The organism is Streptomyces marinisediminis, assembly GCF_026262575.1.
Taxonomy (GTDB): domain Bacteria; phylum Actinomycetota; class Actinomycetes; order Streptomycetales; family Streptomycetaceae; genus Streptomyces; species Streptomyces marinisediminis.
This window is the reverse complement of the sequence record NZ_JAPKFL010000009.1, coordinates 110,781-126,360: the sequence shown is the minus strand read 5'-3', so window position 1 is coordinate 126,360 and position 15,580 is coordinate 110,781. Positions and strand designations below refer to the sequence as shown.

At 76.2% G+C, this 15,580-nt stretch carries 16 protein-coding genes; 6 read left to right on the top strand and 10 right to left on the bottom strand.

The window, feature by feature from the left end; translation table 11 throughout:
- Window positions 1–167 precede the first annotated feature (167 nt).
- The 4 genes from OSB71_RS10040 to OSB71_RS10025 all read right to left on the bottom strand — a co-directional run bounded on the left by OSB71_RS10040 (window position 168) and on the right by OSB71_RS10025 (window position 4,225).
- A complete protein-coding gene (locus OSB71_RS10040) occupies window positions 168–1,631 on the bottom strand; it encodes a pyridine nucleotide-disulfide oxidoreductase (protein WP_323055265.1) in 1,464 nt (487 codons plus the stop codon).
- Window positions 1,628–2,821 carry an MAB_1171c family putative transporter gene (locus OSB71_RS10035; protein WP_265946615.1) on the bottom strand — a complete coding sequence of 398 codons (1,194 nt, stop codon included), beginning with the start codon at window positions 2,819–2,821 and terminating at the stop codon, window positions 1,628–1,630. Before OSB71_RS10035 ends, OSB71_RS10040 begins: the two co-directional genes overlap by 4 nt.
- A gap of 52 nt (window positions 2,822–2,873) precedes the next feature.
- The gene (locus OSB71_RS10030; protein ID WP_265946613.1) at window positions 2,874–3,479 is read right to left on the bottom strand and encodes a M48 family metalloprotease; all 606 of its coding nucleotides are present in this window, start codon (window positions 3,477–3,479) and stop codon (window positions 2,874–2,876) included.
- A gap of 77 nt (window positions 3,480–3,556) precedes the next feature.
- Window positions 3,557–4,225 carry an XRE family transcriptional regulator gene (locus tag OSB71_RS10025; RefSeq protein WP_265946612.1) on the bottom strand — a complete coding sequence of 223 codons (669 nt, stop codon included), beginning with the start codon at window positions 4,223–4,225 and terminating at the stop codon, window positions 3,557–3,559.
- 423 nt (window positions 4,226–4,648) lie between these two features.
- On the opposite strand from OSB71_RS10025, the gene OSB71_RS10020 reads away from it, so the two are divergent.
- Entirely contained in the window at window positions 4,649–5,098 is a 450-nt protein-coding gene (locus OSB71_RS10020) for a universal stress protein (RefSeq protein ID WP_265946610.1), read from the top strand.
- Between the two features lie 11 nt (window positions 5,099–5,109).
- On the top strand, window positions 5,110–6,177 hold the full coding sequence (locus OSB71_RS10015; protein ID WP_265946608.1) for an adenylate/guanylate cyclase domain-containing protein: 1,068 nt from the start codon (window positions 5,110–5,112) through the stop codon (window positions 6,175–6,177).
- On the opposite strand, the gene OSB71_RS10010 is transcribed toward OSB71_RS10015, so the two are convergent.
- Window positions 6,108–6,335: a hypothetical protein gene (locus tag OSB71_RS10010; protein ID WP_265946606.1), complete on the bottom strand. Its 228-nt coding sequence runs from the start codon at window positions 6,333–6,335 to the stop codon at window positions 6,108–6,110. The two genes, OSB71_RS10015 and OSB71_RS10010, sit on opposite strands and share 70 nt — an antisense overlap.
- Window positions 6,336–6,576: 241 nt before the next feature.
- On the bottom strand, window positions 6,577–8,358 hold the full coding sequence (locus OSB71_RS10005) for an acetyl/propionyl/methylcrotonyl-CoA carboxylase subunit alpha (protein ID WP_265946604.1): 1,782 nt from the start codon (window positions 8,356–8,358) through the stop codon (window positions 6,577–6,579).
- A gap of 460 nt (window positions 8,359–8,818) precedes the next feature.
- Here OSB71_RS10005 and OSB71_RS10000 point away from each other — a divergent pair, with 460 nt between their 5' ends.
- Complete coding sequence (locus OSB71_RS10000) at window positions 8,819–9,283, top strand: hypothetical protein (RefSeq protein ID WP_265946602.1); 465 nt, start codon at window positions 8,819–8,821, stop codon at window positions 9,281–9,283.
- A 52-nt stretch (window positions 9,284–9,335) separates the two neighbouring features.
- On the opposite strand, the gene OSB71_RS09995 is transcribed toward OSB71_RS10000, so the two are convergent.
- From OSB71_RS09995 to OSB71_RS09980, 4 genes are all read right to left on the bottom strand, one after another.
- Complete coding sequence (locus OSB71_RS09995; protein ID WP_265946600.1) at window positions 9,336–9,962, bottom strand: Maf family protein; 627 nt, start codon at window positions 9,960–9,962, stop codon at window positions 9,336–9,338.
- Between the two features lie 24 nt (window positions 9,963–9,986).
- Window positions 9,987–10,115 (bottom strand): morphogenic membrane protein MmpB, encoded by a 129-nt coding sequence (gene mmpB / locus OSB71_RS09990; protein ID WP_265946598.1) that lies wholly within the window; start codon window positions 10,113–10,115, stop codon window positions 9,987–9,989.
- Window positions 10,116–10,255: 140 nt separating this feature from the next.
- Window positions 10,256–10,459: an acyl-CoA carboxylase subunit epsilon gene (locus tag OSB71_RS09985; protein WP_265946596.1), complete on the bottom strand. Its 204-nt coding sequence runs from the start codon at window positions 10,457–10,459 to the stop codon at window positions 10,256–10,258.
- 16 nt (window positions 10,460–10,475) lie between these two features.
- Complete coding sequence (locus OSB71_RS09980) at window positions 10,476–12,071, bottom strand: acyl-CoA carboxylase subunit beta (protein ID WP_265946594.1); 1,596 nt, start codon at window positions 12,069–12,071, stop codon at window positions 10,476–10,478.
- Between the two features lie 107 nt (window positions 12,072–12,178).
- Between OSB71_RS09980 and OSB71_RS09975 the strand changes: the two genes are divergently transcribed.
- The 3 genes from OSB71_RS09975 (at window position 12,179) to OSB71_RS09965 (ending at window position 15,570) form a co-directional block, all read left to right on the top strand.
- Window positions 12,179–13,075: a biotin--[acetyl-CoA-carboxylase] ligase gene (locus OSB71_RS09975; protein WP_265946592.1), complete on the top strand. Its 897-nt coding sequence runs from the start codon at window positions 12,179–12,181 to the stop codon at window positions 13,073–13,075.
- Window positions 13,076–13,234: 159 nt separating this feature from the next.
- A complete protein-coding gene (locus tag OSB71_RS09970; RefSeq protein ID WP_265946590.1) occupies window positions 13,235–14,413 on the top strand; it encodes an adenylate/guanylate cyclase domain-containing protein in 1,179 nt (392 codons plus the stop codon).
- 368 nt (window positions 14,414–14,781) lie between these two features.
- Entirely contained in the window at window positions 14,782–15,570 is a 789-nt protein-coding gene (locus OSB71_RS09965; RefSeq protein ID WP_265946588.1) for an enoyl-CoA hydratase/isomerase family protein, read from the top strand.
- Window positions 15,571–15,580: the final 10 nt, after the last annotated feature.

The following is a 15,580-nucleotide window of genomic DNA, read 5'->3' as shown; positions in this document are numbered from 1 at the left end:
GCGTTCGACCGGGTGTGCTCCCGCCGCCGGCAGCGGGCGGGGTCCACCGCCCGGGCGCGGCGGGGGGAGACGTGCGGAACCGGGGCACGCCCCGGCTCCGCGCGCCCGTCCGCGCGTCCGGGACTGCGCGTGCTCGGCGTGCTCGGCGTACCCGCGCGCCCGGTGCCCTACGCGTCCCCGCCCCGCAGCAGGGCCCGCTCGCGCGCCGTGAACTGCGGCCCGGTCAGCGGCGGACGCAGCGGGCCGACGAGCGCGGACAGCAGCACGCCGGGACGGCCCAGGGAGTGCGGGGCGGCCGTGAGGCTCATGACGTCGGTCAGCGCGCTCGCCGCCCGGTAGGAGCCGTTGCCGGTGAGTGCCAGGCGGCGCGCGTAGCGCTGGAGGACGCGGTCGCCCAGGGTCGGGGAGGCGCCGGTGGTGTGCGGGTAGTGCACGTCCTGACCGGTGGCCAGCGCCCAGGCGACGCCCACCGGAGCGGCGACGGCGCGCTGGGCGCGCCGCGCCGCGCCCGGGTCGGCCGGGCCGGTGCGGGTGAGCACCTCGCGCACGGCGAGCGCGCCCTGCGCCGCGACGGACATGCCGTGCCCGTAGACGGGGTTGTAGGCGGCCACGGAGTCGCCCACGGCGACGAGCCCGTCCGGCCAGTCGGCCAGCCGCTCGTAGCGGCGCCGCTCGTTGGCGGTGCCGCGGGTGAGCGCGACGTCCGACAGCGGCTCGGCGTGGGCCAGCAGCTCGCCCACGATCGCGTGGCGCAGCCCCCGGGCGAACGGCACGAAGGCGTCCGGGTCGCGCGTGGGTTCGCCGCCGCGTGTGCCGGAGAGGCTGACCAGCCAGCGCTCGCCCTCCACGGGCACGACGGTGGCGGACTGCCCGGGCCGCGGTTGCCGCGAGTCGGCCTGCACCATGACGACGGGCCAGTCGGGGTCGCCGGTGGGGGCGCGGTAGAGCCGGCTGGCGTAGACGAGCCCGGAGTCCACGCGCTCCTCCACCAGCCCGGTCACGCCCAGCCCGGCCAGCCACCCCGGCAGCCGGGTCGCGCGTCCGGCGGCGTCCAGGACGAGCAGTGCGGGCAGCGCGCGTTCGGGGCCGTCCTGCGGTGCGCAGCACACCCCGGTGACCCGCCGCCGGTCGCCCAGCAGCCCGGTGACGCGGCCGGGGACGACGCGCACGCGCGGGTCGCGCAGCACCTGGGTGCGCACGACGTGGTCCAGGAGGTCGCGGCTGCAGGTGACGAGGTACTGCGTCGCCCGCAGCCACCGCCGGTTCCAGCCCTCGGGGGTGTAGGACACCAGCCCGGTGGGCAGCGGCACGCGGCGGGCGCCCGCGGCCAGCAGCCGCTCGGTGGTGCCGGGCAGCAGCCGCTCGATCGCCCCGGCGCCGCCGGAGACGAGCACGTGGGCGTGGCGGGCCTGCGGGAGCCCCCGGCGCCGTACGGGCGCGGCGGGCAACGCGTGCGGTTCGACGATGTCGACGGCGTCGACCAGGTGGCGCACGGCGGCGGCGGACAGCATGCCGGCCAGGCCGCCGCCGACGACGACCGCGCGGCGCCCACCGCCGCTCCGGGGCCCGGGCACGGCGGCGGGCACGACCGCGGCGGTCGGCCCGGCCGGGGCGCGGCGGGCCGGGCTCACGGCGCCCCCTCCCCCGCGGGGACGGGCCGGCCGCGGCGGACGGCCTGGACGGTCGGCGAGGCCAGGGCCAGCGCCAGCGGCACCAGGTCGTCGCTGCGGCGTGCCCGGGCGAGCGGGCCGGTGTCGGCGGCCGGGTCGCCCGGTCGGGCCCCGGGCGCGGCCTTGGCGTCGATGGCGGCCACCAGCATGGCCGCCTCGGCGATCACCGCGGCGGCGGCCTCGTCGGCGCCGTCGGCGAGCGCGGCGGCGTGCGCGCGGTGCCAGACGGCGTCGTCGAAGTAGGGCGCGCACGCCAGGATGCCGTCGGCGATGTGCGTCTCGCGCTGGGTCAGCCGCAGCCGCAGGCGCGGCGACCACCAGGCCAGCCGGACGCGGACGGCGCCCTCGGTGGCGAAGCGGTCCAGCTCCCTGGACAGCGGCGCCAGCCGCCGCAGCCGGCACAGCGCCTCCCCGGTCCTGGACAGCCGCCGCCCCACCAGTGGCAGCAGGAACCCGACGGCGCTCAGCAGCGCGGAGGGGTAGGAGAACGCCGGCGCGGCGTCGGTGCTCAGGTGGTCCCAGTCGGTGCCCGCCCAGCGGGCCGCGACGGCGGCGGCCTTGGCGGCGTCGTAGCCGACCTGGAGCAGATAGCCGGCCACCAGCACGCGCAGCCCGGCGCGCAGCGTTCCGCGCACCTCGCGGGACCAGCCCCAGCAGAAGACGGTCGCCGCCACGGTGGCCACCGAGTGCGCGAGCAGGTACAGCACGATCATCTCGCGGATGAACGGGGTCGTGGCGTAGTAGGTGTCGAACTCCGTGAGCTGCTCCACGGGCGCCTCGCCCACCCAGAACAGGGCGACCAGGGCCACGACGACGCCGCTGTAGGCGGCCACGCAGCGCCGCGAGGCACGCCGGATGCGGGCGGCCGGGCCGCCGCGCCAGTTGATGAGCAGCACGATGGAGGCGCCGGAGAACGCCGTCAGCATGACGTAGACCATCGGCGCCGCGAAGTTGGTGATGCCGGTCGCCCGGTTGACGGCCACGATCGTCAGCGGCGCGGCGCAGATCAGGATGGGGCTGCCGATCAGCAGCAGCGCGACCACCGACCGCAGGAGCTGGTCGTGCCAGTCCCGCAGGAGGGCGGGGATCTTCAGCGCGGCGGCGAGCATGAGCAGGCCGCCCGAGAAGAAGAACGGCAGGCTCTCCCTCACGTCCGGCCCCGTCCGCTTCGACGGGGGGCCGCCGCCCCGGGCCCGCGCTCCCTCACGGCCGCGGCCCCCGGTGCCCCAGCGACAGCTCGATCCGCCCGGCGACCTGGCCGCGGTCGACGGGGGAGACCCGCGCGTCGTTGAGCACCGCGCGCACGTCGGTGCCGAACTGGTAGCCGAACAGCTCGGCCTCCTCCTCGTGCCGCCGGTCGAAGTGGGTGCGGGCCGCGTAGTGCAGCGCGGCCTCGCTGAGCGTGCCGGGCGCGCCGCCGGCGTCCCCGGTGGCCAGCGCGCGCACCAGCTCCGCGACGGCCTCGGCCTCGCCGCTGGCCGAGCGGGAGGAGGCCGGGCCGTGCGCGGTGGTGTCCCCGCAGTGGCCGTTGACCATGTGCCAGATCTCGTGACCGACGATCACCAGTTGGTGGTTGACGTCGGTGTGCTGGTGGTAGGCGATGACGTCGTCGTGCTCACGGTCCACCCACAGCCCGCTGACGGTGTCCGCGGGGAAGGGGAAACCGCGCAGCCGCACGGGTCGGCCGCGGAGCCGGGAGGCGGACCGGGCGATGGCCTCGAACGCCGCGTCGGGTGCGGCGGAATCGGGAACCTCCAGGCCCGCGACGAGGTCCGCGCTGAGCCGCCGCATTCTCCTGGCTATCTTCACGTTCTCCCCTGATCTCCCCCCGGTCCGTTGCTGCGTCCCCGTCGTCCCTGTGGTGCCGTTCCGGCGGCCGGTCCCGGTCAGCCGACGCCCGGGCGGCCGTCGCCGCGCGGTGCGCCGTTCCGGGCGCCGCCCGCGGGGTCCTCGCCGCCCGCGCCGCCCGCGCCCTCTTCGTCCTGGGCCAGCAGCGCGCCGAGCGTCGCCGCGAGCACCTTCCACTTGTCCTCCGAGAGCTCCTTGGCCGCGCGCAGGGCCGCGCCGCGCACCGCGTAGCGCTCCTTGACCTCGGACAGCGGGTCCGCCTCGCGCTCCAGGCGGGTGAGCACCGGCTGCAGCGCGGCGTCCAGCGCCTGCGTCGCCTCGGCCGTCAGGAAGCCGTTGGGCACGCCGAAGAACCGCTCTATCCCGGCCGCCGTGGACGCCAGCGGCGCGCCCTTGCCGTTGACCAGCGCGGACAGCGCGGCCCCCGAGGCACCGAAGGACTCGGCGATGGCCTTGAAGGAGTACGGCCTGCCGTCGGGCCTCGGACGGGTGCCGCGCAGGAAGACGATGCGCCGGCGCACGCGCTCGGCGAAGTCCTCCTCCGGCACGTGCTCCCCGGCCAGCAGCGCGCGCACCGTGGGCTCCGGGACGCCGGTGGCGTAGGACAGGGCCGCCACGTCCAGCGCGTCGCCGCCCGGACCGCTCTCCCCGGTGAGCAGGGTGAGGCGCTTCAGGGTCGCGGCGAGGTCGGAGCGCGGGTCTCTCACCGGTGACTCTCCCCGGGGTGTCAGTGAGGCGGCTGGTCCGCGGACGGCTGTTGGACGTCGGTGGCGGTCGTGACGACCACCCGATACCGGTTCGCGGCAAGAGTAGTTGACGCCCGCCAAGCTCCGGTAGCCCTTCCCTGCCTGCCTGCCTGCCTGCCCGCCCCGACCGGCACCGCCCGCCGGCCGCACCCGGTCGGCACCGCGCCGCGCGCGGTCGCCGCGCGGTGGGCCGCCGACCCGCCGTCACCCGTCCCGTTCCGCGTTTTTCGTCAGCCGGCGCGCACGACGCGTCGCGTGACGTGCGTTCCGTGCGCACGCGTGACGGCCGGGTGGGCCGGGTCACCCCGCCGACCGCGCCGCGTGGGTAACGTCCGGGGCGGCGTGCGGAGTCGGGGAGATCCACGGCGGAAGGGAGCGGGGCGCATGGCGGCGTATCGGACCATCGTGGTCGGCACGGACGGCTCCCCGTCGTCGTTGACGGCGGTGGAGAGCGCGGCGCGGCTGGCCGCGGCCTGCGGGGCGCGGCTGGTCATCGCGTGCGCCTACGCACCCCTGCGCGGCCCGGTGCTGGACCGGGCCGCCGACGTGCTCGGCGACGAGGCCTACCAGGTGGTGGGCTCGGCCCCGGCGGAGGACACCCTGCGTGCCGCGCGGGAGCGGGCGGTGGCCGCGGGCGCCACCCGGATCGACCAGGCCGCGGTGCAGGACGACCCCGTGCCGGGCCTGGTCGGCGTGGCCCGCGACGCCTCGGCCGACCTCATCGTCATCGGCAACCGGGGCCTGCGCTCGCTGACCGGGCGCCTGCTGGGCTCGGTGCCCTCCGGCGTCTCCCGCAAGGCGCGCACCGACGTGCTGATCGTCCACACCACCTGAGGAGCGCCCGCGTGGCGGCTGACCCCGATCCCGAGGCGCTGCGCGCCCGCGTCGACGCCCTGCTGCTCGGGGGCGAACGCCGCCACACCCGTGCCGACGTCACCGCACGCTCCGGCATCCCGCCCGAGCGCACCCACGAGATCTGGCGCGCGCTGGGCTTCCCGCTCGAAGGGGAGGACGAACGGGTCTTCACCGACGGCGACGTGGCCGCCCTCGCGGCCGGGGAGGGCTTCGTGCGGGCGGGCGTCATCAGCGCGGAGAGCGAGACGCTGATGACGCGCGCCCTGGGCCAGCACCTGTCCCGCCTCGCGGAGTGGCAGGTGCACACCCTGATGTCCTGGCTGGCCGACGACGGGGGCCTCCCGGCGGACGAGGACGGGTTCACCGCCCTGGTGGCCGAGCTCCTGCCCCGCCTGGAGGCCGTGCAGAACCACGTGTGGCGCCGCCACCTCGCCGCCTACGCCGCCCGGGCCCTCGCCGCCCCGGACGCCCGGCAGGACGCCGGCGTGCAGGCCGTGGGCTTCACCGACATGGTCGGCTACACCCATCTGGCCCGCAGCGTCCCGGAATCCGAACTGCTGGAGCTGCTGGACCGGTTCGAGTCCCTGGTGGGCGACGTCGTCGCCGACCACGGCGGCCGCGTCGTCAAGCTGATCGGCGACGAGGCGCTGTTCACCGCCCCCGACCCGCCGGCCGCCGCCGAACTCGCCCTCACCCTGCACGAGCGCGCCGCCGCCGCCCCGGACCTGCCCCCGCTGCGCACCGGCCTGGCCCACGGCCGCGTCCTGCGCCGCTTCGGGGACGTCTACGGCCCCGTGGTCAACGCCGCCGCCCGGCTGACCTCGCTGGCCCGGCGCGGCACCGTGCTCACCACACCCGAGCTGGCCGAGCCGCTGGCGGCCACCGCCGGGTACTCCCTGCGCGCCCTGCGCCCGGTGGCCGTCCGGGGCATCCCGCGCCTGCGCCCGGTCGTGCTGCGCCGCGCGCCGAGCGGCGTCCCGGAGCGGGCTCACCGGGCGCGGGCGAAGTCCCCGCGCACGACGCGGTCGGTGAGCGGGGGGCCGCCGAAGGAGCCGTAGCCGGTGGCGGCCCACAGGCTCGCGTCGGCCGGCACCTCGAAGTGCGGCACCGTCCTGCCCCGGTGCCGCACCGCCAGGGCGCTGGGCGCCACGCCCCGGCGCACCCGGCCGGCGCACTCCGCGCAGGCGGCGGCGCGCACCGGCTCGCGCCCGGGCACCGGACGCCGCACCCTCGGGCGCGGCACCGGCGGCCGCCGGGGCCGCGCCCAGCAGCAGCCAGCACACGGCGGCCGGCACCGCGAGTGCCGACAGGAGGCGGCGGACAGCCCTCGGGGCGCGGAACACGAACACCCGCTCAGGCTAGCGAACACCCGTGCCCCGCCCGGCGGGGCGGTGCGCCCCGGGCACGGGCCCGGAGCCCACCACCCCGCCGCCGGGCGGGCGTCCCGCCGACCGGCGTCAGTCCTTGATCTCGCAGATCACCGTGCCGGAGGAGAGGGAGGCGCCGACCTGGGCGGCCAGGCCCTTGACGGTGCCCGCACGGTGGGCGTTGAGCGGCTGCTCCATCTTCATCGCCTCCAGGACGACGACGAGTTCGCCCTCGGCGACCTGCTGGCCCTCCTCGACGGCGACCTTCACGATCGTGCCCTGCATCGGGGAGGCGAGCGCGTCCCCGGAGGCGGCCGAGGCCGACTTCTTCGCGGCGCGCCGACGCGCGGGCTTGGCGCCCCCGGCGACGGCGGCCCGGGCCAGCGGCATGCCCAGCGACGCGGGCAGGGAGACCTCCAGGCGCTTGCCGCCCACCTCGACCACGACGGTCTCGCGGGTGGCCTCGTCCTCGTCCTCCTCGCCGGCCGCGCCGCCGGTGAAGGGCTTGATCTCGTTGACGAACTCGGTCTCGATCCACCGGGTGTGCACGTCGAAGGGCTGCCCCTCGCGCCCGTGCACCTCCGGTGCGAAGGCCGGGTCGACGACGACCGCGCGGTGGAAGGGGATGGCGGTGGCCATGCCCTCCACGTCGAACTCGGCCAGTGCGCGGGCGGCGCGCTGGAGCGCCTGCCGCCGGGTGGCGCCGGTGACGACGAGCTTGGCCAGCAGCGAGTCCCAGGCCGGGCCGATGACGGAGCCGCTCTCCACGCCCGCGTCCAGCCGCACGCCGGGGCCGGAGGGCGGCGCGAACGTCGTCACCGTGCCGGGGGCGGGCAGGAAGTTGCGGCCCGGGTCCTCGCCGTTGATGCGGAACTCGAAGGAGTGACCGCGCAGCGGCGGGTCGTCGTAGCCCAGCTCCTCGCCGTCGGCGATGCGGAACATCTCCCGCACCAGGTCGATGCCGGTGACCTCCTCGGTGACCGGGTGCTCCACCTGGAGACGGGTGTTGACCTCCAGGAAGGAGATCGTGCCGTCCTGGCCCACCAGGAACTCGCAGGTGCCGGCGCCCACGTAGCCGGCCTCGCGCAGAATGGCCTTCGACGCCCGGTACAGCTCGGCGTTCTGCTCGTCCGTCAGGAACGGCGCCGGGGCCTCCTCGACCAGCTTCTGGTGGCGGCGCTGGAGCGAGCAGTCGCGGGTGGAGACGACGACGACGTTGCCGTGCCGGTCGGCCAGGCACTGCGTCTCCACGTGCCGGGGGCGGTCGAGGTACCGCTCGACGAAGCACTCGCCGCGGCCGAAGGCGGCCACCGCCTCGCGCACCGCCGAGTCGTAGAGCTCGGGCACCTCTTCGAGGGTGCGGGCCACCTTCAGGCCGCGGCCACCGCCGCCGAAGGCCGCCTTGATGGCGATCGGCAGCCCGTGCTCCTCGGCGAAGGCGACGACCTCCTCGGCGCCGGCGACCGGGTCCTTGGTGCCCGCGACGAGCGGGGCGCCGGCCCGCTGGGCGATGTGCCGGGCGGCGACCTTGTCACCGAGGTCCCGGATCGCCTGCGGCGGCGGGCCGATCCAGGTCAGCCCGGCGTCGAGGACGGCCTGCGCGAACTCCGCGTTCTCCGACAGGAAGCCGTAGCCGGGGTGGATCGCGTCCGCCCCGGAGTCGGCCGCCGCCTTCAGCACCTTGGCGATGTCCAGGTAGCTCGCGGCCGGGGTGTCACCACCCAGCGCGAAGGCCTCATCGGCGACCCGGACGTGCAGCGCGTCCCGGTCCGGGTCGGCGTAGACGGCTACGCTCGCGATCCCCGCGTCCCGGCAGGCCCGGGCGACGCGGACAGCGATTTCGCCGCGGTTGGCGATGAGCACCTTGCGCACGATGGCTCCCTCCTTGAAACAAGCTGAGTTTAGGTACTGGCGACACCGCACGCGCAGCTTTCCAGTGGGGTGAGCTTGCCCACACGATCCGTAGCGGGGCCTGCCGTCGCCGCCTCGTTTCCCTCGTCGTCCCACCGTACGCCGGGAAAACGAGTCTCGCTGGAGCTTGGGAGTGTGGCTGACGTCTCCCGAGACCGGGGTGAGGCCACCGGGCCCGGGTTTGTGGGAACCCTACTAACGGACGGGTGTTTCTTTGCGAGTCGGCCGTGAGTCGGCGGTGACCGCGCCGTGAGGAGCGAACGCACCTCTTGCCGCCCGCTCATACCCATGAGTAACGTTCGGCACGCCCACGGCGGCGCCCGCGCCCACTTCCGCGCCCACTTCCGCGGCGACGGCGACGGCGACGCCCACGGCGACCGCGACGCCGTGCGCGGCCGGGGAACCGAGGAGGCGGGACGCCATGGCGCTGAGACGGGTGGTGGCCGCGACCACGGCCGTGGTCCTGGTGCTGGAGGGGCTCGGAGTCGCCGCCGTCCACTGGGTGCTGAGCCTGTTCCTGGCCGGGCAGTCGATGTCGCTGGACGGCCTGGACCCGGGCCTGCTGGTCGCCGTGGCGCGCGGCGCGGGCCTCGCGCTCGGCGCCTGTTTCGTCCTGTGCGGTGCCCTGGCCCTGCGCGTCGCCTGGCGCGACCGGGTGCCCGGCCGCCCCACCCGGCTCGCCCTCGCCGGGTGCGCCGTCCTGCACGGGATCGTCGGCGCGCTCGCCGTGGCCCTGCTGGGCTGGCCCGTCTTCGCCCTGCTGATGGCCGCCCTGGCGCTGGTCGTCCTCACCCTCGTCAGTTACGGCCCGGCGCCCGCCGCGGCCCCCGGCCCGCCGGAACCCGGCCCGCCGGAACCCGGCCCGCCGGGGCCCGCACCCGCCTGACCGCGCCGCGGCGCCCGCCCGACCGCGCTCGCCGGGCGCGTCCGCCGGCTCCTCAGCCGGCCGGAGTCCACAGGTCGGTGATGGCCACGTCCAGCCGGGCCAGCAGGCGGCGCAGCAGCGGCAGCGAGAGGCCGATGACGTTGCCCGGGTCGCCGTCGATGCCCGCGACGAACGGGGCCGACCGGCCGTCCAGGGTGAACGCCCCCGCCACGTGCAGCGGTTCACCGGAGGCGACGTAGGCGGCGATCTCGGCGTCCGAGGGCTCGGCGAACCGCACCGTCGTCGCGGCGGTCGCGCTGACCCGGCCGCCGGAGACGGTGTCCACGACGCAGTGGCCCGTCAGCAGCACCCCGGAGCGACCGCGCATCGCCTTCCAGCGGGCGGTGGCGTCCTCGGCGTCCACGGGCTTGCCCAGCGCCCGGCCGTCCAGCTCCAGCACGGAGTCGCAGCCCACCACCAGGGCGCCCGCGGCCGGCGGCCGGGCGGCGACGGCGTCGGCCTTCGCCTCGGCCAGCACCAGCGCCAGTTCACTCGGCGTCGGCGCGCTCAGCGCGTCCTCGTCCACCCCGCTGACGATCACCTCGGGTGCCAGCCCGGCCCGCCGCAGCAGCCCGAGCCGGGCGGGCGACTGGGAGGCGAGCACGAGACGGCGCGGCGACGGGGCGGCAGGCGTGGTCATAGGGGCCATCGTAGAAGGACGCCGTCAGTGGAGGCCAAGCACGAGCGTCACCACCACGATGGTGGCGGCGAGCACCCAGCCGGCCCGGCGCAACTGCGCCTGCGCGGCCCGCAGCCGCTCCGGGGGCCGGTCCGGGGGGTCGGACCAGAGCATGGTGACCAGCGTGCGCCCACCGGGTCGAGCCCCGCCTGAGTACGCGTACTCATTCCCGCCGGGCCCACGCCGGCGGGACGCCCCGGCCGCCCGGCGCGCGGGGCCACGGGCGGTGCGGGCGTCGGCCGCCCGGCGGTCGGTCAGCCCGGCCAGAAGGTGGTGCGCCAGGCCTTCGGGCCCGGGTGGGGCAGGCGCCGGGGCACGAGGCGGGCCGGGTCCGACCACTCGGAGACGTCGCGCGCCTCGGGGTCCGCCGACGCCGCGGCGGCGGCTCGCGCCTGGACCACCGCGACGGCGGCGGCCAGCTCCTCCGGCGTCGGATTGCCGCGTACGACCTTGATCATGTCTGACCTCCGCGGGTCACAGCGGGATGTTGCCGTGCTTCTTCGGCGGGAGCTGCTCGCGCTTGTGCCGCAGCGAGCGCAGCCCGCGCACGATGTGCCGGCGCGTCTCGGACGGCAGCACCACCGCGTCCACGTAGCCGCGCTCGGCGGCCACGTACGGGTTGAGCAGGGCGTCCTCGTACTCCGCGGTGAGCCGCGCGCGCGTCTCCTCGCGCTCGGCGTCGCCTTGCACCGCCGCCAGGGTGCGCCGGTGCAGGATGTTGACCGCGCCCTGTGCGCCCATGACGGCGATCTGCGCCGTCGGCCAGGCGAAGTTGAGGTCGGCGCCCAGGTGCTTGGAGCCCATGACGTCGTACGCGCCGCCGAACGCCTTGCGCGTGATGACGGTGATCAGCGGGACCGTGGCCTCGGCGTAGGCGTAGATCAGCTTGGCCCCGCGGCGGATGATGCCGCCGTACTCCTGGTCGGTGCCGGGCAGGAAGCCGGGCACGTCGACGAAGGTCAGCACCGGCACGTTGAAGGTGTCGCAGGTCCGCACGAAGCGGGCCGCCTTCTCGCTGGCGTCGATGTCCAGGCACCCGGCGAGCTGGAGCGGCTGGTTGGCGACGACGCCCACCGCGTGCCCCTCGACCCGGCCGAACCCGGTGATCATGTTCGGCGCGAACAGGGCCTGGGTCTCCAGGAACTCCCCGTCGTCCACCACGTGTTCGATGACGCCGTGCATGTCGTACGGCTGGTTCGCCCCGTCCGGGACCAGGGTGTCCAGCTCCCGGTCCCGCTCGCTGGTCTCCAGGTCCGCCTCCTCGGCGTAGACCGGGGGGTCGGAGAGGTTGTTGGAGGGCAGGTAGGACAGCAGTGCCTTGACGTACTCGACCGCGTCCTTCTCGTCCCCGGCCATGTGGTGGGCCACGCCGGAGGTCGCGTTGTGCGTGCGCGCGCCGCCCAGCTCCTCGAAGCCGACGTCCTCGCCCGTCACCGTCTTGATCACGTCGGGCCCGGTGATGAACATGTGCGAGGTCTTGTCCACCATGACCGTGAAGTCGGTGATGGCCGGGGAGTACACCGCCCCGCCCGCGCACGGGCCCATGATCAGCGAGATCTGCGGGATCACGCCGGAGGCGTGCACGTTGCGGCGGAAGATCTCCGCGAACAGGCCCAGCGCCGCGACGCCCTCCTGGATGCGCGCGCCGCCGCCGTCGTTGATGCCGATGACCGGGCAGCCGGTCTTCAGCGCGAAGTCCATGACCTTGACGATCTTCTCGCCGTACACCTCGCCCAGCGAGCCGCCGAAGATCGTGAAGTCCTGCGAGTAGACGGCCACCGGGCGGCCGTCGACCGTGCCGTAGCCGGTGACCACCCCGTCGCCGTACGGGCGGTTGCGCTCCAGCCCGAAGTTGGTCGACCGGTGCCGGGCGAACTCGTCCAGCTCCGTGAAGGACCCCTCGTCCAGCAGCAGTTCCACGCGTTCGCGCGCGGTCAGCTTGCCCTTGGCGTGCTGCTTGTCGACCGCGCGGGCGGAGCCGGCGTGCGTCGCCTCGGCGGTGCGCCGCCGGAAGTCGGCGATCTTGCCCGCCGTGGTGTGGATGTCGGGAGTGCTTTCCTGCTCGGACACGGGGAGCGGCTCCTAGTCGTCCTCGGGGCTACCGACTCGTAGCGTAGCGGCGACGGCCCGTGTCGTCGGTGCGTCGTTGGCCACACCGACGGGCCTACGCTGACCCCATGACACCCCAAACCTCCGCGGACGCGCCCGGCCCCGGCGGCGCGCCGAGCCCCTTCACCGACCTGGACCGGCCGCCCCTGGCCGCCGCGGCCCTGCGCCGGGCGCTGCTGGGCGGGGACGGCCTGTGGAGCGAGCTCGACGTCGTCGCGCGCACCGGTTCGACCAACACCGACCTGGTGGACCGGGTCCGCCGGGGCGCGGCGCGCGAGGGCACCGTCCTGATCGCCGAGGAGCAGACGGCCGGCCGCGGGCGGCTGGACCGGTACTGGAACGCCCCGCCGCGCAGCGGGCTCTTCCTCTCCTTCGTGCTGCGCCCCGGGCCCGCCGTGCCGCAGGCCCGCTGGAGCTGGCTGCCGCTGCTCACCGGCGTCGCCACCGCCACCGCGCTGGCCCGCACCGCGGGCGCGGACACCCGGCTGAAGTGGCCCAACGACCTGCTCGCGGAGGTCGACGGCGAGGAGCGCAAGATCGGCGGCATCCTCGCGGAGCGCACCGGCGGCGCCGAGCAGGACGCGGTGGTCGTCGGCGTCGGGATCAACGTCTCGCTGCGCGCCGCCGAGCTGCCCGTGCCCACGGCGGGCTCCCTCGCGCTCGCCGGTGCGCACACCACCGACCGCGACCCGCTGGTGCGCGCGGTGCTGCGCTCGGTGGAGCGGTGGTACGCCGACTGGCGCGCGGCCGGCGGCGACGCGGGCGCCTGCGGGCTCCAGGAGGTCTACGCCGCGGGGTGCGCCACCCTCGGCCGCGCCGTGCGGGCGGAGCTGCCCAGCGGCCGGGAGCTGGTCGGCGAGGCCGTCGCCGTGGACGGCGACGGGCAGCTGGTGCTGGACACCGGCGGCGGGGTACAGCGGTCGGTCGGCGCCGGTGACATCGTGCACCTGCGGCCGGGCCGGTGACCGGCAGGGCGGGCGACGCCCACGCGCCCGCCCGCACGTGAGCTACGGCACACCTGCCGTATCGTGGGGCCCGTGGCGCGGCGCGGCGGGCGCGGCGCAGTGGAACGGAAGGGCAGTGCGCGGGCACCTCATGCGCGGGAACCTGGCAAGGGGCGGGAAGTGACCGCGGACGACTCGGCCGTGCCCGAGCCCGACGCGGAGGGCGCCGCCGACTCCGGCTCCGGAGCCGACCGCGCCGGGCGGTCCGCGTCGGAGCCCGCGGGGGGCGCGGGGCGCTACCCCGCGCACGCCTTCGAGGAGCGCGAGCCGCCCGAGGACCGGCCGAAGGACAACCCCCTCGCGCTCAAGGTCGAGGAGCTCATCCTCGGCTCCGCCCGCACCTACACCCCCTTCCAGGCCGCCCGCGCCGCCGACGTGCCCATGGACCTGGCCGCCCGCTTCTGGCGCGCCATGGGCTTCGCCGACATCGGCCAGGCCCGGGCGCTGACCGAGGCCGACGTGCTGGCCCTGCGCCGCCTGGCCGGTCTGGTGGAGGCCGGGCTGCTGAACGAGGCGATGGCCGTGCAGGTCGCCCGCTCCACCGGCCAGACCACCGCCCGGCTCGCCGAGTGGCAGGTCGACTCCTTCCTCGCGGGGCTGACCGTCTCGCCGGAGCCGGGGATGAGCCGGATGGAGGTCACCTACCCGCTGGTCGAGCTGCTGCTCCCGGAGCTCCAGGAGTTCATCGTCTACGTCTGGCGACGGCAGCTCGCCGCGGCCACCGGCCGGGTCGTGCAGGCGCAGGACGACGAGGAGATGGTCGACCGGCGGCTGGCCGTCGGCTTCGCGGACCTGGTCGGCTTCACCCGCCTGACCCGGCGGCTGGAGGAGGAGGAACTCGGGGAGCTGGTCGAGGCGTTCGAGACCACCGCCGCCGACCTGGTGGCCGCGCACGGCGGCCGCCTGATCAAGACTTTGGGCGACGAGGTCCTCTACGTCGCTGACGAGGCGGGTACCGCCGCCGAGATCGGGCTGCGCCTGATCGAGACCCTCTCGAACGACGAGACCATGCCCGAGCTGCGGGTCGGCATGGCCTTCGGCACGGTGACGACCCGCATGGGCGACGTGTTCGGCAACACCGTCAACCTCGCCAGCCGGCTGACCTCGATAGCGCCGAAGGACACCGTCCTCGTCGACGGCGCGATCCGCGAGGAGCTGACGGCCGTCGGCGACGCCCCGCGTTCGGAGAAGGACTCCGGGGCGGGCGGCGGCTACCGGTTCGCCCTCCAGCCGCTCTACCAGCGCCCCGTGCGCGGTCTGGGCGTCGTCGAACCGTGGCTGCTGAGCCGGCGCGGATGACCCCGGCGGCGCCCTGACGCCCCGGCCGCGCGGAACCCCGGCCGCCCGCACCCCGGCGTACCGGCGTCCGTCCTGCCTGCGTCCGCGTGTCTGCGTGTCTGCGTGTCTGCGTGCCTGCGTCCGGCGCCCGTGCCCCTGCCGTTCCCGGTGGCGGGTCGGTCCGGCGAACCCGTGGGCGGGTCACCGAGGTCCGTGCGGGGCACGCCTGCCGCCACCGGCCGGTGACCGTCTGCCCGGCGCACCCGGCGTGCCCGGTCGCGCGGCCGGGGTCCCCGCCGCGCTGCCGGTCCCCGCCGCGCTGCCGGCCCCCGGGGCGCACCCGGTAGCGTGAGCGGGCGTTCACACGAGCGAGGACGAGGGAGTTCGCGATGGTGCGGTACGGAGAGTGGATCGAGGTCCGCGAGGACGGGCACGTGGCGGAGCTGGTGCTCGACCGGCCCCAGGCGATGAACGCGGTGTCCACGCGGCTGGCCGCCGATCTCGCGGAGGCGTGCGCGGCGCTCGCCGCCGACACCGGGGTGCGCGCCGTCGTCCTGACCTCCAGCAACGACCGGGCGTTCTGCGTGGGCGCCGACCTCAAGGAGCGCAACCGCTTCACCGACGCCGAGCTGGGCCGGCAGCGCCCCTACGCGCGCGCCGCCTACACCGGGGTCCTCCAGCTCCCGATGCCGACCATCGCCGCCGTGCACGGGTTCGCGCTCGGCGGGGGCTTCGAGCTGGCCCTCTCCTGCGACCTGATCGTCGCGGACACCACCGCGGTCGTCGGCTTGCCCGAGGTGTCCGTCGGCGTCATCCCGGGCGGTGGCGGCACCCAGTTGCTGCCGCGCCGCGTCGGGGCCGCCCGCGCCGCGGAGCTGATCTTCACCGCGCGCCGCGTCGAGGCCGAGGAGGCCCACCGGATCGGCCTGGTGGACCAGCTCGTCGCCGGCGGCGCGGCCCGCGCGGAGGCGCTGGAGCTGGCGGGGCGCATCGCCGCCCACTCGCCCGTCGGCCTGCGCGCGGCCAAGCGGGCGCTGCGCACCGGCTGGGGCATGGCGCTGGCGGCCGGCCTGGAGGTGGAGGACGCCGCGTGGCGCACCGTCGCGTTCTCCGGCGACCGCGCCGAGGGCGTGGCGGCCTTCAACGAGAAGCGCGCGCCCCGGTGGCCGGGGGAGTGACCCGGAGCGC